The organism is Phaeodactylibacter sp., from assembly GCF_040219495.1.
Lineage (GTDB): Bacteria > Bacteroidota > Bacteroidia > Chitinophagales > Saprospiraceae > Phaeodactylibacter.
The window spans coordinates 22,414-39,823 of the sequence record NZ_JAVJSK010000068.1; the positions used below are offsets into that span (position 1 = coordinate 22,414).

The 17,410-nt window shown below is 52.0% G+C and carries 17 protein-coding genes; 14 read left to right on the forward strand and 3 right to left on the reverse strand.

From position 1 onward, the window contains the following. Positions 1–42: 42 nt before the first annotated feature. Positions 43–2,172: an elongation factor G gene (locus RIC19_RS10080; RefSeq protein WP_350178184.1), complete on the reverse strand. Its 2,130-nt coding sequence runs from the start codon at positions 2,170–2,172 to the stop codon at positions 43–45. A gap of 294 nt (positions 2,173–2,466) precedes the next feature. On the opposite strand from RIC19_RS10080, the gene RIC19_RS10085 reads away from it, so the two are divergent. From RIC19_RS10085 to RIC19_RS10150, 14 genes are all read left to right on the forward strand, one after another. Beyond that, the gene (locus tag RIC19_RS10085) at positions 2,467–3,363 is read left to right on the forward strand and encodes a hypothetical protein (RefSeq protein WP_350178185.1); all 897 of its coding nucleotides are present in this window, start codon (positions 2,467–2,469) and stop codon (positions 3,361–3,363) included. Further along, the gene (locus RIC19_RS10090) at positions 3,363–3,890 is read left to right on the forward strand and encodes a GNAT family N-acetyltransferase (protein WP_350178186.1); all 528 of its coding nucleotides are present in this window, start codon (positions 3,363–3,365) and stop codon (positions 3,888–3,890) included. Before RIC19_RS10085 ends, RIC19_RS10090 begins: the two co-directional genes overlap by 1 nt. 80 nt (positions 3,891–3,970) lie before the next feature. Further along, positions 3,971–4,699, forward strand: a complete 729-nt coding sequence (locus tag RIC19_RS10095; protein WP_350178187.1) for a metallophosphoesterase family protein — start codon at positions 3,971–3,973, stop codon at positions 4,697–4,699. A 44-nt stretch (positions 4,700–4,743) separates the two neighbouring features. Then, positions 4,744–4,947 (forward strand): DUF4177 domain-containing protein, encoded by a 204-nt coding sequence (locus RIC19_RS10100; RefSeq protein ID WP_350178188.1) that lies wholly within the window; start codon positions 4,744–4,746, stop codon positions 4,945–4,947. Continuing rightward, positions 4,947–5,426, forward strand: coding sequence for a DUF4112 domain-containing protein (locus tag RIC19_RS10105; protein WP_350178189.1), 480 nt, complete (start codon positions 4,947–4,949; stop codon positions 5,424–5,426). Before RIC19_RS10100 ends, RIC19_RS10105 begins: the two co-directional genes overlap by 1 nt. Before the next feature lie 15 nt (positions 5,427–5,441). Beyond that, positions 5,442–7,478, forward strand: coding sequence for a dipeptidyl-peptidase 3 family protein (locus RIC19_RS10110; RefSeq protein ID WP_350178190.1), 2,037 nt, complete (start codon positions 5,442–5,444; stop codon positions 7,476–7,478). Between the two features lie 86 nt (positions 7,479–7,564). After that, positions 7,565–7,714 carry a hypothetical protein gene (locus RIC19_RS10115; RefSeq protein ID WP_350178191.1) on the forward strand — a complete coding sequence of 50 codons (150 nt, stop codon included), beginning with the start codon at positions 7,565–7,567 and terminating at the stop codon, positions 7,712–7,714. A gap of 29 nt (positions 7,715–7,743) precedes the next feature. Then, entirely contained in the window at positions 7,744–8,091 is a 348-nt protein-coding gene (locus RIC19_RS10120; protein WP_350178192.1) for a T9SS type A sorting domain-containing protein, read from the forward strand. Positions 8,092–8,415: 324 nt separating this feature from the next. After that, on the forward strand, positions 8,416–9,210 hold the full coding sequence (locus tag RIC19_RS10125) for a DUF2202 domain-containing protein (protein ID WP_350178193.1): 795 nt from the start codon (positions 8,416–8,418) through the stop codon (positions 9,208–9,210). A 205-nt stretch (positions 9,211–9,415) separates the two neighbouring features. After that, positions 9,416–10,642: a TolC family protein gene (locus tag RIC19_RS10130; protein ID WP_350178194.1), complete on the forward strand. Its 1,227-nt coding sequence runs from the start codon at positions 9,416–9,418 to the stop codon at positions 10,640–10,642. Between the two features lie 56 nt (positions 10,643–10,698). Continuing rightward, positions 10,699–11,235 carry a heme-binding domain-containing protein gene (locus RIC19_RS10135; RefSeq protein WP_350178195.1) on the forward strand — a complete coding sequence of 179 codons (537 nt, stop codon included), beginning with the start codon at positions 10,699–10,701 and terminating at the stop codon, positions 11,233–11,235. Positions 11,236–11,243: 8 nt separating this feature from the next. After that, a complete protein-coding gene (locus tag RIC19_RS10140; RefSeq protein WP_350178196.1) occupies positions 11,244–11,963 on the forward strand; it encodes a VIT1/CCC1 transporter family protein in 720 nt (239 codons plus the stop codon). Between the two features lie 13 nt (positions 11,964–11,976). Then, on the forward strand, positions 11,977–13,704 hold the full coding sequence (aceK, locus tag RIC19_RS10145; protein WP_350178197.1) for a bifunctional isocitrate dehydrogenase kinase/phosphatase: 1,728 nt from the start codon (positions 11,977–11,979) through the stop codon (positions 13,702–13,704). An 81-nt stretch (positions 13,705–13,785) separates the two neighbouring features. Continuing rightward, entirely contained in the window at positions 13,786–14,412 is a 627-nt protein-coding gene (locus RIC19_RS10150) for a chromophore lyase CpcT/CpeT (RefSeq protein WP_350178198.1), read from the forward strand. Positions 14,413–14,435: 23 nt separating this feature from the next. Here the strand turns inward: RIC19_RS10150 and RIC19_RS10155 are convergent, their stop codons facing one another. Beyond that, entirely contained in the window at positions 14,436–16,805 is a 2,370-nt protein-coding gene (locus tag RIC19_RS10155) for a prolyl oligopeptidase family serine peptidase (RefSeq protein WP_350178199.1), read from the reverse strand. A 7-nt stretch (positions 16,806–16,812) separates the two neighbouring features. Then, positions 16,813–17,217 carry a DUF983 domain-containing protein gene (locus tag RIC19_RS10160; RefSeq protein WP_350178200.1) on the reverse strand — a complete coding sequence of 135 codons (405 nt, stop codon included), beginning with the start codon at positions 17,215–17,217 and terminating at the stop codon, positions 16,813–16,815. Between the last annotated feature and the right edge of the window lie 193 nt (positions 17,218–17,410).

A 17,410-nucleotide genomic window follows, 5' to 3' on the forward strand; every position in this document is an offset into this window, starting at 1 on the left:
GCTCCCGATTTTCATACACCAATTGTTGAAAAAATATTTTTGTTAAGCTTCTGACGGCTCCTCCTCGTGCGCTTTCATCAGATCAGCCTGCAAGTCGTGCGGTACGGCCTGGTATTCCAGGAACTCCTGGTGGAATTTAGCCCGGCCCTGAGACAGGGAGCGGAGGCGGTTAGAATATTCATAAAGCTCAGCCAGCGGTACATTTGCGGTAATTTTCTGGTAGTGCCCGTCGCTGTCCATACCCATGATGATGGCACGGCGAGTCTGCAGGTCGCCCATAATGTCGCCCATAGACTCATGCGAGCAAAGGATTTCCACCTTGTAAATCGGCTCCAGCAATTGGGGGTGCGCTTCGTGGAAAGACTGCCGGAAGGCCTGCTTGGCCGCCAGCATAAACGCCATATCATTGGAATCAACAGCATGCATTTTGCCGTCGTAAATACTCACACGGATATCCTGACAGGGCGACCCCGTAAGCGGGCCCTCTTCCATGCGCTGCATCAGCCCCTTCTTGATCGCATTAGCGTACTTTGCGTCAATAGACCCACCTACGATACACCAATAAAAAGCCAGTTTACCACCCCACTGCAAATCCAGAACCTCCTTATTGCGCACGCTAAGGCCTTCGGGGTCAGGCATGCCCTCTGAGTAAGGCTCTACACGCAGGTGAACCTCCGCAAATTGGCCGGCACCACCGGTCTGTTTCTTATGCCGGAACATACTATCGGCCTTTCGGGTGAGGGTTTCGCGGTAAGAAATGCGCGGCTCCATAAACTCCATTGATACGTTGTTCACCTTCTCAATGCGGTAACGGATGAGGTCGAGGTGGAGCTGCCCCTGCCCATGCAAAATCGTCTGTTTGAGGGCCGCTGACTGCTCAACGATAAACGTAGGGTCTTCCTCTTCGATTTGGTGCAAGGCCTTATAGATCTTGTCCATATCATTGATATTCGTTGGCTGTACAGCCTCCCGGATGCGGGGCTCGGGGAAGTGGATCGGGTCGATTTGGATATCAGTGCCTTTCTCGTCGAGCGTATTATTAGTATGGGTATTCTTGAGCTTGACGGTTACGCCAATATCGCCAGCTCTGAGCTCTTCTACCTGCTCCCGGTTTTTACCTTCGGCAATAAAAATCTGCCCGAACCGCTCTGTCGTTTGGTTTTTCTGGTTAATCAATTCATCACCGGCTTTTAGTGTGCCGGCGTAGACTTTAAAGTAAGAAACGAGCCCGACCTGCGGCTCCGTCATGGTCTTGTAGACGAAGATGGTGGTTTCAGCATCTTGGTTACAAGGCAGTTTTTCATCCGTACCGACCAGTTTAGCGGCCGGGCGGTCGGCAGGAGACGGGCACACGTCATTGATGAAGCCCATGATTCGGCCACTGCCCATATTGCGGGTGGCCGAGCTGATAAAGACCGGGAATATATCCTGATGCGCAATCGCGATCCGCAGCCCTTCTGTCAGTTCTTCTTCGGTGAGGGTCCCCTCATCGAAGAAGCGCTCCATAAGACCTTCATCGTTTTCAGCGGCGGCTTCCACCAGCGCATTGTGCATTTCCTGAGCACGTTGTATTTCAGATTCCGGGATGGGTTCTTTTTCCGGCTTCCCACCGCCATCGGGGAAGACGTACACCACCATGCGCAGGGCATCCACGATCTTGTTGAAGCCCAGGCCGGATTCAATGGGGTACTGTACAGGAATAACCTTCTCACCAAAACGAGCCTGAGCCTGCTGCAGAGTGGCTTCATAATCGGCCTTTTCGTGGTCCATTTGATTGATCACGAAAAGGCAGGGCGTTTCGAAGCGCTCCACATAGTCCCAAAGGATTTCGGTGCCTACTTCCACGCCATTCTGAGCGTTGAGCACCATCAGTCCGGTATCAGCCACCTTGAGTGCAGAAACCACCTCTCCAATGAAGTCATCGAAACCCGGTGTATCCAGAATATTGATCTTGGAATCCTTCCACTCGGCGTGAGTCAGGGAAGCAAAAATGGAGTTGCCACGCTCTTTTTCGATATTGGTATAATCAGATTGCGTGTTTTTTTCTTCTACCGTGCCGATCCGTTGGATATCACCTGCTTCAAAAAGCATGCATTCAGTGAAGGATGTTTTGCCACTCCCCGGGTGGCCAAGTAAGGCGACATTGCGTAGATTTTTGGTGTCGTAGCTCATGCGTAATTGGTTTTTTATTGGCTTAAATATCTATGGTCTTCCCTGCAAGCAATATGACGAGGCGCATGCCAGGGCAGTGACATTTACCCATAGGCTGGCGGTCCGCACCCGCATCGGTCCATAATTCCAGTCATGCGACTAAATCCGGAATTAAATTACGATTTTAAATTGTTTTTCAAAACTAAAATCAAAAACAGAAAGCACCTCTTCAAAAATCCGGCCGACTGAAGTAAAAAGGATACGGGGATCTGTCTCAGAATTTGTAAATTCAGCCCAAACTAAGACCTCAACACTATGCTTGGTATGCTACAGGTCGTGATTGGCCTGATATTCGTTTTGCTCCTCCTGAGCCTTTTGGCTACAACGATGATGGAGCTCGTAGCTTCCGCCTTCTCCCTGCGGGGCCGTAATTTGGAAAAAGCACTCCGCAACATGCTTGCCTCTACGGAAGTGGACAATCAGCTTGTGGAGACTTTCAAGGGAAATGCGTTGTACAAACAGCTGTCTTACAAATACGGCAAAAAGCGCTACTCCCCTTCTTACCTGAGCGACCGCTCCTTTCAGTCTATACTAATGGATACCATACTCAAAGGGGAAGGCTTCGAAAAGATTGAGGAAAAGCTGGAACAGTTGCCCGATGCCGACCTGAAGGACGTCCTCAGGCAATTCCTGCGGGAATCAGAGCAAGATACGGAAGTGTTCAAAGGTAAGGTGCGCACCTGGTACAACGATGTCATGGACCGGGCTTCCGGATGGTATAAGCGCTATACGCAGAAGATCCTGGTAGGCATGGGCTTTTTAATCGCCATCGTTTTTAATGCCGATACCCTGGCCATTTACGAGCGCCTGGAATCTGACCCGGCAACCCTGCAGCAGGTTCTCACCCTGGCTGAAGACTACGTGAATGGCAAGGACGGTCTGGAAATTGCGCCCGCGCAGACGTCTCCAGAGTTTGACGCCTCTCTGGCGAAGCTGGAAGGTATGGTCAACGATCAGATTGAGGCCATCAAGTCCCCCCTTGGACTGGGCTGGAAAAATGTGGTATGGTCGGAAGTGACCGTATACGATGTCTTGCTGAAGCTGCTGGGCTGGAGCGTGACGGCTCTGGCGGTTTCTCTTGGTGCCCCCTTTTGGTTTGACCTCCTGCGCAAACTGGTCAACATCCGTAGCTCCGGCAGCAAACCTGAATAATGCAAAAGTTTCCGGAATTTGAGACCGAGCGCCTTTGGCTCCGGGTAACCCATGAAGCAGATGCGGCTTTCATTCTGGAGCTGCTCAATACGCCCAAATGGCTGAAATTCATTGGTGACCGCAAAGTACATACCCTTGAGGATGCAGCCCAATATATTCAGGAGCGGATCCGCCCGCAGTACGACCGCCTGGGCTACGCCAACTACACACTTGTGCGCAAAAGCGATGGTACAAAGATAGGCTCCTGCGGGCTCTACGACCGGGCAGGGCTGGAAGGTGTAGACCTGGGTTTTGCCCTGCTGCCTGCATTCGAAGGGCAAGGCTACGCCGCCGAAGCTGCCCGCCGGCTGATTAATGCCGCCTTCCGGGAAATTGGCCTGCCCGAAATCAGCGCCATCACGATTGAGCCCAATACCGCTTCACGGAAGCTGCTGGAACGGCTGGGGTTCCGGTTCGAAAAAATCACGCACCTGCCCGATGATGCCGAACCCGTACTCTACCTTAAGCTCAAGCCTGACTACCTATGATTTCTATTTTGCCGCCGATTCATAAAATTTCCCACCACCCATTGACGTTAGGAACAAGCAATCAATGACGGCCCCTTACTATGAGAATTGTACAACTGACAGATTTGCACGTAGGCTTAGAAGATGAAGACACCTATGGCGTGAATGTCCGGCAGAATTTCCTTCGCATACTCGACAAAGCCAAAGCGCAAGACCCAGACCTTCTCGTCGTCTCCGGCGACCTCTGCTACCGCGATGGTGATGCCCGTATTTATCAGTGGATCAAAAGTCACCTCGACCAATCTGGCCTGCCTTACGAAGTCATGTCCGGCAATCATGACGACCCGGCGCTGCTTGCCCAAACCTTTGGGCGGGAAGACCTGCTCAAGGGCAGAGAACTGTACTTCAGCCGGTCGTATGCGGGGCGGACCATCCTCTTTCTGGATACCACCACCTACGAAATATCAGCCACGCAGCTCCAATGGCTGGAGGCGTCCCTCAAAGCTATAGACGGCCCGGCACTCGTTTTTATGCACCACCCGCCTCTGCCAAGTGGCGTACCTTTTATGGACACCAAGCATAGCCTGCGCAATATGAGCGCGGTCCAAAAGGTATTCTTCCAGCACCCGCACCCGGTGCAGGTATTCACGGGGCACTACCATGTAGAAAAAGTGGTGACCAAACACAACCTCACCGTTTACATTACCCCTTCCTGCTTTTTCCAAATCGGGCAGCGGTCCGAAGCGTTTGAGGTAGACCACTACCGCATCGCTCTGCGCACCATCGACTGGAGCAATGGCCTCATGATGAATGCCGTGCACTATTTGTAATATGACCGGGATTTGGTATTTTGTGAGGACAATATTCAATAAAAATGAAAGAATACCGTCTGGAATCCCTTATCTATTACAGCAAGATAACCTTTGACAGGAATCACATCCTCAAAGCGTCCACCGAAGACATACAGCAAAAGCTGGACGAATACGCTGCTGATGGCTGGCGTTTGGCCTCCACTGACATCGAAGACTTTGGTTCGGGTATGTACTTTTACCTGTATTTTGAACGCGACAAACGCTAATGACGCACCCATCCCCTTCTCCCACGCCCTACGAAGATTTGAAATGGCTGGACACCGTTTCTGACCTGTTGGATACGCGCTACCGTATCCCTGGCACCAATGTCCGGTTTGGGGCAGATTTCCTGGTGGGCCTCATTCCGGGAGCGGGAGACGCGATCACATTTGGCATCTCCGCCATACTGGTGCTCGTAATGGCGCGCAAAGGGGCGAGCGGCATGGTGTTGTTCAAAATGATCGGGAACATCGTACTGGATGTTGTCGTAGGCACAATCCCGCTATTCGGAGACCTTTTTGACCTGGGCTACAAAGCCAACCGCCGAAACCTCCACCTGCTGGAGGAACACTACCGGGAAGGCAGGCATCAGGGCAGCGCCTGGGGCCCGGTTATGCTTGTTGCCCTGGTTTTGTTGGGGCTACTCGCGTTCAGCGTTTATGTAATTTGGCGTATCTTCAGCGAACTGATCCAACTATTTTTCTAACCAACATACCCTATTATGTGTAAACAATGGCTTTGGATGCTGGGGCTCGCCGCCCTGATCGCATCCTGCAATCCAGGTGCAGAACCAACCACCGAAGACAATACCGAAACGCCCACCGAGGAATCTGACGAAGGCTTTCAGTACCTAACCGAGACCTTTGCCGACAAAAAAATGATCCGCTACCGGGTGCCGGGCTTCGACCAACTGAGCCTGGACCAGAAGAAGCTCGTCTACTACCTCGTGGAGGCCGGCCTGAGCGGGCGCGACATTATGTACGATCAGAACTACCGCCACAACCTGGCCATCCGCGATGCCATCGATAAGATTGTATCGGAATACACGGGTAACAAATCGAGCGAAGACTGGAACAAATTCATGGTGTACGCCAAGAACGTCTGGTTTTCCAATGGCATTCACCATCATTATTCGAATGATAAGTTCCAGCCTGCGTTTTCGCAGGCCTACTTCGCAGAATTGATGGCAGCGGCGGGTGCGGGCCTGCCCGAAGAGGCACTCAAGGCCATGTTTGACCCCGAAATGGACGCCAAAAAGATCAACCAAAGTGCGGATGACCTGGTCAAAGCTTCAGCCATCAACTTCTATGATCCGGATATCACACAAGCGGAAGCGGAAGCCTTCTACGCTGATTTGAAGTCTAAACTTGAGAACGAGCGGGTCTCTATGGGCCTCAACTCCAAAGTCATCCGCAACGAAAGCGGGGAGCTGGAAGAGGCCGTCTGGCACGCTGACGGCATGTACGGCCCTGCCATTCAGCAAATCATCTCCTGGCTGGAGAAAGCGGTAGGAGTAGCCGAAAACCAAGCTCAAGCCAATGCCCTGCGCCTCCTCGTTGAGTACTACAAAACCGGCGACCTGGAAACCTGGGACAAGTACAACATCGCCTGGGTAACCGCTACCGATGGCGACATCGACTACATCAACTCTTTTATTGAAGTTTACAATGACCCGCTGGGCTACAAAGGCTCCTACGAAAACATCGTACAGATCAAGGACTTTGATGCCTCTGAGCGCATGTCTGTCGTATCCGAAAATGCCCAGTACTTTGAAGACAACTCGCCCATTATGGATGAGCATAAAAAGGAAGAAGTCGTAGGCATTACTTACCGGGTAGTCAACGTTGCCGGTGAATCCGGCGATGCTTCTCCGGCCACCCCGATTGGCGTCAACCTGCCGAATGCCAACTGGATACGCGCCAAGCACGGCTCCAAGTCGGTAAGCCTGGGCAACATCACTCAGGCCTACGAGAAAGCAGACGGCCCCGGGCTGCTGCAGGAGTTCTCCCACGATGAGGACGAAATGGCCCGCGCCCGGGAATACGGTTCACTGGGCGGCAAAATGCATACCGCCCTACACGAAGTGGTAGGCCATGCCTCCGGTCAATTGGAGGAAGGCGTTTCGACCCCCAAAGAGACCCTCAAAAACTACGCTTCCCCACTGGAAGAAGCCCGGGCCGACCTCGTAGCCCTGTACTACATCATGGACGCCAAGCTGCAGGAGCTCGGCCTGGTACCTTCTGACGAAGTGGCCAAAGCAGAGTACGACGGCTACCTAAAGAACGGCTACATGCTGCAGCTGCGCCGCATTGAGCCCGGAAAGACCATTGAGCAGGCCCATATGCGCGACCGGCAGATGATTTCCCGCTGGACCATTGAGAAAGGTACGGCTAATGGTTCTATCGAGATCGTCAAGCGTGACGGTAAGACTTACATCGACATCAAGGACTACGCAAAAGTCCGCGACCTGTTTGGCGAGCTACTGCGCGAGGTACAGCGCATCAAGTCGCAGGGCGACTACGAAGCCGGCAAAAACCTGATCGAAACCTACGGTGTACAGGTGGATGCGGCACTGCATGAAGAAGTACTGAAACGGGCAGAAAAACTCAATATCCCGCCCTACGGCGGCTTCATCAACCCGCGCCTCGTCCCTGTTACCGGTGAGGATGGCGAGATTACCGATATTAAGGTAGAATACCCCGCCGACTTTACGGAGCAAATGCTGGAGTATGCGGGAAAATACTCGTTTTTGAAGTAAGAGCGTGTTGGGACTTTTGCAAACCCAAAGTATAGACTCCGGAAATACGTTTTAGCCACGATATTTTTTTCAAATAAAACTGTGTTATGAAAATCGATTTCACCCTGATTCTTGTATTCCTGGCCTTTGGGCTATCGGCACAGCCAGTATTGGTGAAGGATATTTCCCCCGGAGACGATGCCTCTGTTACCGAAATTGCGAGAACATCCCTGCCGGCACACAGGATACGTTCCTAATCGGGTTTCGCCCGGGCGAGATCAACCCTTTGGATGCCACACTGACCCTCAACACCAACGCCAATGAGGGCGGCACCTTTGTCTTCAACCTCACGGGCATAGGCGATTTCGAAAACAGCTTACGCGAACTGGCTGAGCTTACCGTAGCTGCCTTCCCTAACCCGGTTGCAGAACAGTTGAATGTCACGATGGGCGAAGGGCTAACCAACGGTACCGCCCGGATTTACAACACTCAGGGTCAGCTGATCTGGTTGGAGGCCGTGCCTAATGGCATTCAGCAGGTGGCCTTCAAAGCCAGTCACCTACCGAAGGGCGCTTACTTGCTCGAGCTACGTGATCAGGAGCGCCGGGGCGCACTGCGCTTCGTCAGGCGATAACTACATACTTAGTGCATGTTTGGAGGTGCCCTAAGCCACTGCCCGGAAATATTTTGTTGCGGGCAGTGGTTATAGTTTACCAGACCGAACTTTATCAATACCTGCCTGTGTCTCGTCGCCTGTGGGCTTTGGCCACCGGAGACCGAAGTGTTGACCGCAGGCCAGCATCAAAGTGGGTTGACATGGACCAGGATTATGGCCCGATCAAAGAATACCCACCTAAGGCGCCACAAGGCCTGCACTGACCAATATCATCAACCTGCATGACAGGGGTTAGTGTTTGGAAACGGGTACAACCCTACCTTTCCGGCAAAAGTATAGGCCATGAGAAAAATATTTTTGCTTTTAATCACCCTTATGACGCTACAGCTGGGTACCGCACAGGTGCAGTTGGTGCTCAATCAACAGGAGAGCGCAACCCTTGCCCGTATGGCTGAGGAGGAAAAACTGGCGTACGATGTGTACATGAATATGGCAGAGCTTTGGGAAGCACAGGCTTTCATCCAAATTGCTGCTGCCGAGCAACGCCATCTGGAAATGATCAAGACGCTGGCCGACCGCTACGACATCAATATGTCTAAAGCGGTCCGCTCCGGTGAAAGGGGCATTTTTGACGATGCTGTGCTGCAAAAATCCTACATCGACCTGACCCAAAAGGGACAGCAATCGCTCACCGCCGCTTTCCAGGTCGGTGCCCTCATCGAAGAGATGGACATTAAGGACCTGAATGCCGCAATAACCGAGACCAACAATGCGCAACTGCAACAAACCTATCAGCGCCTGCTGGAAGGGTCCAGGAATCATTTAGCCGCCTATTCTCAAAACCTGAAGCAAGCCGGCACCGCTTATGTACCCAGTTACATCACCACAGCGGATTACGAAGCGATCATGCGTGGCAGCGCTCAAGCCTGCCAGCCGGGTAAAAATCAGCCTGGCAAACAGCAAGGCTGTATGGGTAAAAAGCATCAGGCGGAGGCCGGGTGCGCAGGGAAAAATAACGGCCAATCAGGTAAAGCCTGCTGTAGCAGCAAAAACGCCGAACCATCTGACAAGGCTTGCTGTAGTGGCAAAAAAGGACAAGGCCAAGGTGGCTGCCAAGGTAAAAAAACGGATCTTTAGGGTGTGGTAAGCCCTGGAAAAACGTTCCTTAATGCCCTTTTTCTGAAGCTTCGGAAAAAGGGCATTACTTTTGTTCCTTCTTTGATAAATTCCGTAAGAAACGAGCGCGGTGGAAGGAATGCGATCAGAAAGCCCCATTTTGCCCATGATCCCATTTGCATTGATAACGGAATTTAGCTTGTTGATAAAACCATCCAATTTGACCATGAAAACGAAATCCTCCCTATTACTCCTCCTGCCGATCTGCCTGATGCTGCAGGTGCTCCCCGTTAGCCCACTGACAGGGCAGTCCCGCTTCCCAGTCACTCTCGACGAGGCGATGGCTATCGCCCGGCGCAACTACCCGGAGCTTAGGCGGGATCAAAAAGCTCTGGAGCAACTGCAGGCGCTGCGTGGTACTGCCCGCCCCAATAATCCAACCCAATTGTTCTTCGCAGGCGGCATGGTAGATCCGTCCAATCTCTCTACCGGGCTGCACAGCGCAGGTTTTTTCAAAGCTTTCGACTGGCCGGGAGCTACCCAGCTACGTGAACAAGCACTGGAAGAAGCCATGCTTTTGGGCAATGCTCAACTAGAGCTTACTGACTGGGAGCTCCGACAGGAAGTGGCCCGGGCTTACTATCAGCTGGTTTTCACTAAAAGCCTGCAACTGCACTATCAGGAGAAGCAGGAGCTCACAAGCCGGCTCGTGGAATACGCTCTAGCCAGATATGAGTTTGGTGAAACCGGCAAAATACCCGTACTTTCTGCCAACAGCAAACAAAAACAAGCCAGCCTGGAGCAGCAGGAAGCTCAAAAAGCCTACGATTTGGCACACACCATCTTCAACAACTACCTGCATTCTGATTCGGTATTCTATGCGCTCCTCGATTCTTTGCCGCTCCCCTCCCCCACACCCAATTGGTATGTCAACGGCGGCCACCCCCAATTACTGAAGAAACAGCAGGAAGTACGATTAGCAGAAGCCCAGATAGAGCGGGAACGCAGTCAACTCATGCCCAAAATACTGGCGGGCACTCAACTGCAGATGATCAATGAAACAGTGCCCTTTGTAGGTTATCAGCTCGGGCTCAGCGTACCGATCAGCCCCAAAGCCATACAATCCAGGATAGAAGGAGCCGAAAAAGCAGTAGCCGTCCGGGAGGCAGAGCTGGACGCCACCGAGCGGGCATTAGAGAACCGAAGGCGGGAACTGACCACCTTGCTCTTGTCTCAGAAAAAGCTGTTGGAATATACCCAAAAAGAAATGCTACCCCTGGCGAATGAGCAGATCCAATCGGCTGAAGCTGCCTACAAAAGCGGTGCAGTAGGCTACCACGACTACCTCGTCAACCTGGAACAAGGGCTGCAAACGAAATTGGAGTGGATTCACAACCTGAGCACTTATCATCAGCTGCGCCTACAGCTTGAATTCCTGAGCGGCCGCCAATAATTTCTTTGCAAAAAAAGCAGTTTTCGCTACCTTGTTGCTTACTAAAACTAAAAGTCATGTCTAAACTCATAAAGCGCATCCTCTTCGGTCTACTTGGTATTTTTGTGATCCTGCAATTTTTTCAGATTGACAAGACCAACCCTACGGCTCCGGAAGGGCAGGACTTCATCACGGTCATTCAACCACCCGAAGACGTGGTACAGATACTAAAGGATGCCTGCTACGACTGCCACTCTCATCAGACCACCTATCCCTGGTATACCAATATACAACCGGTAGGATGGTGGCTGAAAGGCCATATTGAAGAAGCCCGGGAGCATCTCAACTTTTCTACCTGGGCAGCTTATGATGCCGAGAAGCGTGCCCACAAAGCAGAAGAATCAGCAGAAGAAGTAGGAGAAGGGTATATGCCACTAAAAGCTTACCCGCTCACACACCCCGAAGCCCGCCTGTCTGATGAACAGCGCGACCGGCTGGTGACCTGGTTTGAAGCATTGGCAGATGGCCGGGATATTTCTAAGCGGCTGCGCGAAAAAGCGCCCTTAAACAGCACTAAGCCTGTCCCTGCCCACCAAAATCTTCCGACTGAATAATCTAAGTCATGGAAAATGCGCCTGCACCGCCCAGTTTTTTTCAAAGGCATCAGGCTTACCTGGGCGAGTTCGTTTACGGTGGGATTGACGGTAGCGTAACTACCTTTGCCGTGGTGGCCGGATCAGTAGGTGCGGGGCTGGACAGCTCCGTAATTCTCATCCTTGGCTTTGCCAACCTTCTGGCCGATGGGTTCTCCATGTCAGTTGGGGCCTACCTTTCTGCAAAGTCAGAAGCCCACAATTACGAAAAGCACAAAAAGATAGAATACTGGGAGATTGAGCACAAACCAGAAGAGGAACGGGAAGAAGTACGGGAAATATACCGACGTAAAGGTTTTGAGGGGCCCCTGCTGGAACAAGTGGTAGACATGCTCACCGCTGATAAGGACCGCTGGGCGGACGTTATGATGAAGGAAGAGCTTTACATGATGGAGCAAAACCGGTCGCCCATTACCATAGGGTCTGTGACCTATATCGCATTTTTGCTGATCGGTTTCATTCCACTGGCTTTATACCTGTATGATTACCTCTTCGGATTTGACGGCAACCTTTTCCTGGCGACCTCTTTGCTTACCGGACTGGGATTTGCCACAGTAGGATGGCTCAAAACGCATATCACGGAAACCTCCATGTGGAAAGGCATACTGGAAACGGTGACCCTGGGTGCACTCGCTGCCGGTGTTGCTTATTGGGTAGGTGATGTGCTGGAACGTATTATTGTTGGCTAAAACAGAGTTTGCGATGTTTGAAAAACTACTTCCCTACGATACGGCTCACCTCATCCTGCGGAGCTTCCAACAGTACTATTACAACTACAAACGCATCACCAAACGGGCTCAAATCCGATTTGAGCACCGGGACTGGAGAGGTATGCAAGCAGATGCCCGCGAACGGTTGACGCTCTACCGTAATCAGGTGGATGTGACAACCAGGGAAGTCGTACAACTGCTCGGCCACCTCTCAAGCGACGATGATACCTGGAAAAAAATCAAGCAAGACTACCTCGAAGAAGTCAGCAACTTCAACACCCGGAACATTGCTGAAACATTCTACAATTCTATTTTCCGCCACAGCCACCGCGGGCTGAGCGTAGACAAAGACCTGATGTTTGTGCTGGCTACCGGTACCTACCGAGAGTTCCGCTCTACTATTCCTATACATCAGACCTTTTTCCTGATCGAACCACTGGAGCACATCTTCAGACAGGTCTTCCACTTTTTTACCTTTGATGCCCACTGGGAAGACATGGAGCGCGATATTTCCTACATCTGCGATACGCTGCGGGGAATGCTACCCTCCGGTGAGCTGCCGCGCCACGCCCGCATAGAGCTGCTAAAGTCCGTGTTTTATCGCAATAAAGGGGCCTATATTGTTGGGCGGTTGCACCTGGAAGACCGGGTTACGCCCTTCATCCTGCCCCTGCTGCATAAAGAGAACGGTATTTTCGTGGATGCACTGCTGCTGGACTACAACGATGTATCCTCCATCTTCAGCTACAACCGGTCTTACTTTCTGGTAGATGTGGATATTGTCAGCGAGACGATAGATTTCCTCAAGTCTATTTTGCCTACCAAAAGCCTGGGCGAGCTTTACAACTCTATCGGATTTGAAAAGCATGGCAAAACGGTGCTTTACCGGGACTACCTCCGACACATGGATCGTACCCTCGACAAGTTTGACCATGCTCCTGGCATCAAAGGTATGGTTATGGCGGTCTTTACGACCCCTTCCTACAATATGGTTTTCAAGGTCATCAAAGACCGGTTTGCAGCACCGAAGCAGGTCACACAAGAGGAAGTGAAGCGAAAGTACGAGATGGTCTTCTTTCATGACCGCGTAGGGCGTATGGCAGACAGCCATATCTTTGAACAGTTCCGCTTTGACCGAAATCGCTTTTCTGATGAGTTGCTGGACTACCTGCTGGAAGAAGCGCCCTCCAAAGTCCAAATCAGTGGCGATACCATTGAAATAAAACACCTCTACATCGAGAAAAAAATGATCCCTCTTAATCTGTTTCTGGACAAAGCTACACTTCAGGAAGCAGAAGACGTTATTAATGACTATGGCAAAGCCATTAAGCAGTTGGCAGCCGTCAATATTTTTCCGGGCGATATGCTCCTGAAAAACTTCGGGGTCACTCGCCTCAAGCGGGTGGTTTTCTACGATTACGATGAGATCGGCCCCTTGACCGATTATAAATTCAGGCGTATCCCGGAGGCCCGAACCTACGAAGAGGAGTTGTCCTCCGAGCCTTTTTATTCTGTAGGCCCTGATGATATTTTCCCGGAAGAATTCCGGCGTTTCCTCATTGGGCGGAAGGACATCCGAGATATTTTCTACCGCCTGCATGGTGACCTCTACGATGTTCAATTCTGGATTGAAACGCAGAAAAAACTGGAAGCCGGCCATTTATTCGATGTCTTCCCTTACCGGCAGAGCCTGCGGTTCTCTGAGCGGTATCAGCCGTAAATCTGCAGTACCCAAAGCCTGGTAAATGCTACTGCTTCCGAATATCGGGAACGCTGGTTTTTTTATCTTGCCGGGAAAAACATGAGAACCCAACTATTTACCCTGGCCGTAGTACTTATGCTTGCAGCCTGCAACACCACCAAGACAACCCATACTGATAGCGCCACCAAAGCACTGGATGAACTACAGCAGGCGATGACGGGTACTTATAGCAGCGCTGCGCAATCGGCCGAAGATGACGCCTTTTATGATATCACCCTGCACATGTACCCCATCTGGAAAGACCGGGGGCACTGGCTGTATGTTGAGCAGGCCGTGAGCACGATGCCCGCCAAGCCTTACCGGCAACGGGTCTATAAGCTCGAACAGGTCGACAAAAAGACCTTTAGGAGCATTGTCTACACCCTGAATGATGAAGACGATGTTGTAGGCGACTGGCAGGTCCCGGAAAGCTTTGACCGCCTTGCCGCTGAGGACCTCCGGCTGCGCGAGGGTTGCGCGGTGATCTTAGCTCAGCAACCGGATGGCTCCTATACCGGCAGCACGGAGGGAGACCTCTGCAAAAGCACCCTCCGGGGCGCAGCTTACGCTACCTCCGAGGTCTCCATTTTGCCTGGGAAGATTGTAAGCTGGGACCGGGGGTTTGATGAGGTCGGCAAACAGGTCTGGGGTGCTGAAAAAGGAGGATATATCTTTTTGAAGCAATAGCGTTTGCAGCCGGGCAGGCTTTTTTATAAATCTTTGAAGAGTTTGAAAATGCGGCGGTACTCGTCGGTCCAGCTGCTGGGCTCGATGAAGCCGTGGGGCTCGAGGGGAAAAACGGACAGCTCCCAGTCTTCTTTACCGAGCTCGATGAGGCGTTGGGACAGGCGCACAACATCCTGGAACTGCACGTTGTCATCAACCATGCCGTGGAGGATGAGCAGGCGGTCCTGCAGCCCTTCTGCGAAGTAGATGGGAGAGCTTTGCCGAAAGGCAATGGAGTCTTCTACCGGCGTATTGAGGATATTGGAGGTGTAGGAATGGTTGTAATGTGCCCAATCGGTCACTGAGCGCAGAGCAGCACCGCATTCAAAAGTGCCGGGAGAGGTGAACAAGGCCATAAGGGTGATAAAACCACCATAGGAGCCTCCGTAAATCCCGATCCGCTGAGGGTCAATCCCCAATTCTTCCACCAGATATGCTGCGCCGTCAACCTGATCGCTGAGGTCTTTGCCGCCCATGTGGCGGTAGATGCCCGTACGCCAGTCTCTGCCGTAACCATCGCTGCCCCGGTAGTCAATGTCCAGCACCGTAAAGCCATGGTCTACAAGCAGATTGTGAAACATATACTCCCGGTAGTAGCTGCTCCACCAGCGATGCACATTTTGCAGGTATCCGGCGCCGTGCACGAAAATGACCGCTTTACCACCTTTGGCACCCTTTTTAGGCTTGTACAAGCGGGCAGGTACTTTTGCCCCATCGGATGCCGTGAAGCGAATAATTTCCGGTTCCCGCCATTCGTAGCTCTCAAATGCCTCAGTCGTTGATCCTGTAACCTGCCTCATCTTACGACCGGGCTGATTGTCCATCAGGTAGAGCTCCCAGGGCTGATTGCTGTAAGAATAACGCAGGGCCAGGGTCTGCTCATCCGGTGAAACCTCCACTTCGTACTTGCCAGGGGCATCGGTCACTTTCTGCAAGGTACCTCCCTCAACAGGCAGATGATAAAAATGCTGCTCGAAGGGGCTCTCCGCATTAGCGATGATGAAATAGGTCTGTTTATCGCGTGACAATTGTGCGCTGCGGATTTCAAATGCACCACTTGTCAAAGCGGTACGCTCATCTGTATCCAAATCGTGGGTGTAAAGATGGGAATAGCCGGTCGCCTCTGACTGATAGTAAATAGTGTGCTCGTCCAGCCAGCCCAGCGTGCCGGTCGAGAAATTCCAGCCGGATATGCCGGGCCCGCCAATCCAGGCGTCATCCTGTTGCCGGTCCGCCTGTATAAGCTGCCCCTTACCCAAGTCGAGCTCCGCAATCCAGCGGGTTTTGTTGTCCAGAGCTCTAACCACAACCACCGCCCGGCCATCATCGCTAAATACGGGGCCGCGTATGATGGCTGCCCGGGGCGCTTCGTACTGCGCCACGGTGTCACCGTAAACGTCCAAACGGTAAGCCGGTTTATCATATATACCTTCCAGGCTAAGGGTGGAAACGGTATAAAAGGTGTCCCGCTGCCGGTCATAAATACCCATCTCGTAGGTGTCTTGGGCGTGGCCTACCTTTGGGCGTGCCCGCTCCATATCCAAATAACCTGTTGGGTCTACAAAATGCGGGACTTGTGTTCGTTGAGCGTCCTCGTCTACCTGCATTTGCACGGTCACGTAGCGGCTGTCGGGGCTAAGCTGCAGGCCGTACCAGCTTTTATTCCCCATGTAGACGGTTTTGGGACGGTCGGCCTCGAGAGCTTCCCTGCGCTCTTTTTGCAGGCGGCTTTGGGCATCTCGCCAGCGCAGCACCTCAAAGAGTTCCATTTGCTGGGTTTCCAGCCATTTCTCCTGCTGATCGGGGGTACTGCTGCTCTTTTCCATCCCCTTTTCAAAAAAGGTGAGCTGCTGCAGCTGCTGTTCCTGAAGGTGCCACGCAAAAAGGTTACGATCAGCGGTGAAGAGGAGTTGCCGCCCATCTGCGGTAAAGGAAGGAGCAGACTCGCGCTGAGCGGTATAGGTCAACTGCCGGCTGCTGCCGGTGGCTACGTCGTAGAGGAAGAGGTCACTATCTTTGGCATAAGCCATAAGAGAACGGTCTGGGTTGTAGGTGCCCGGCTCCGGCAACTGCCGCTGCCGCTCCAGGCTTACGGCAGCCGGCGGTGCTGCATCCGTGCCAGCACTGTACAGGGAGCGCAGGGTGTCCTGCTCCGGATTCCAGGTAAAAAACACTTCCTGACTATTGGGGTGCCAGCGAATTTCTTCGGGCAGGAACCCTACATATCTTTCGCCCTGCATGATATCGGCGATCTCCAGATCAGAAGGCTGTGCCCAAACAACACAGGGGAAAAGGCTCAGCAAAAGGAGGTGGAAAAACAGGCGCATGGTGTGTTTTTCGACAAAAGTAATCATTAGCGTTTTAAAAGATAGTCTTGTCGTACTTGGAACTCGAATTATCAGACTTCTCCAGGCTCTTGTCGTAGCGCATGGAGAAATGCAGGTAAAGAGAGCGGGACAAACGCATGATTTTGAAATAAGTCAGGCCCGCAAAGGCCAGGGTAAAGCCCATTGCCGCCATGACCGACCAGTCGTAATACAGGACCAAAAGCAGGGCGGGCAGTAGCAGCATCCAGGAAGAAATCCCGTAAGAAATGATCAGCGCACCAAAGTAAAAACCTGGTTCCGGCTCAAAGTCCAGGCCACATTTTTCGCACCGGTTGTGCATATCAATGGGATTGGTCCAATTGAACGGCTTCTTAAACATATCGCCCTCGCCACAGCGGGGGCACTTATAATTCCAAATTCTTTTCCAGGATAGTTTCATCTCTAATGTTTTTTTTTGAAAATAGCTCATCCATCAGCAGGCATAAGATGGAGCCAGATTGGCTTTTGGCTGCCCTTTCCATCGCTGCAATCCGATGCAGCACCCACAAATGTAAAAAACTTCATAAGTTGATTACTCCCCAATGCAGATAGATTTTCAACATCTTTATGCCCCCTAAAAGTTGGCCGGGAAG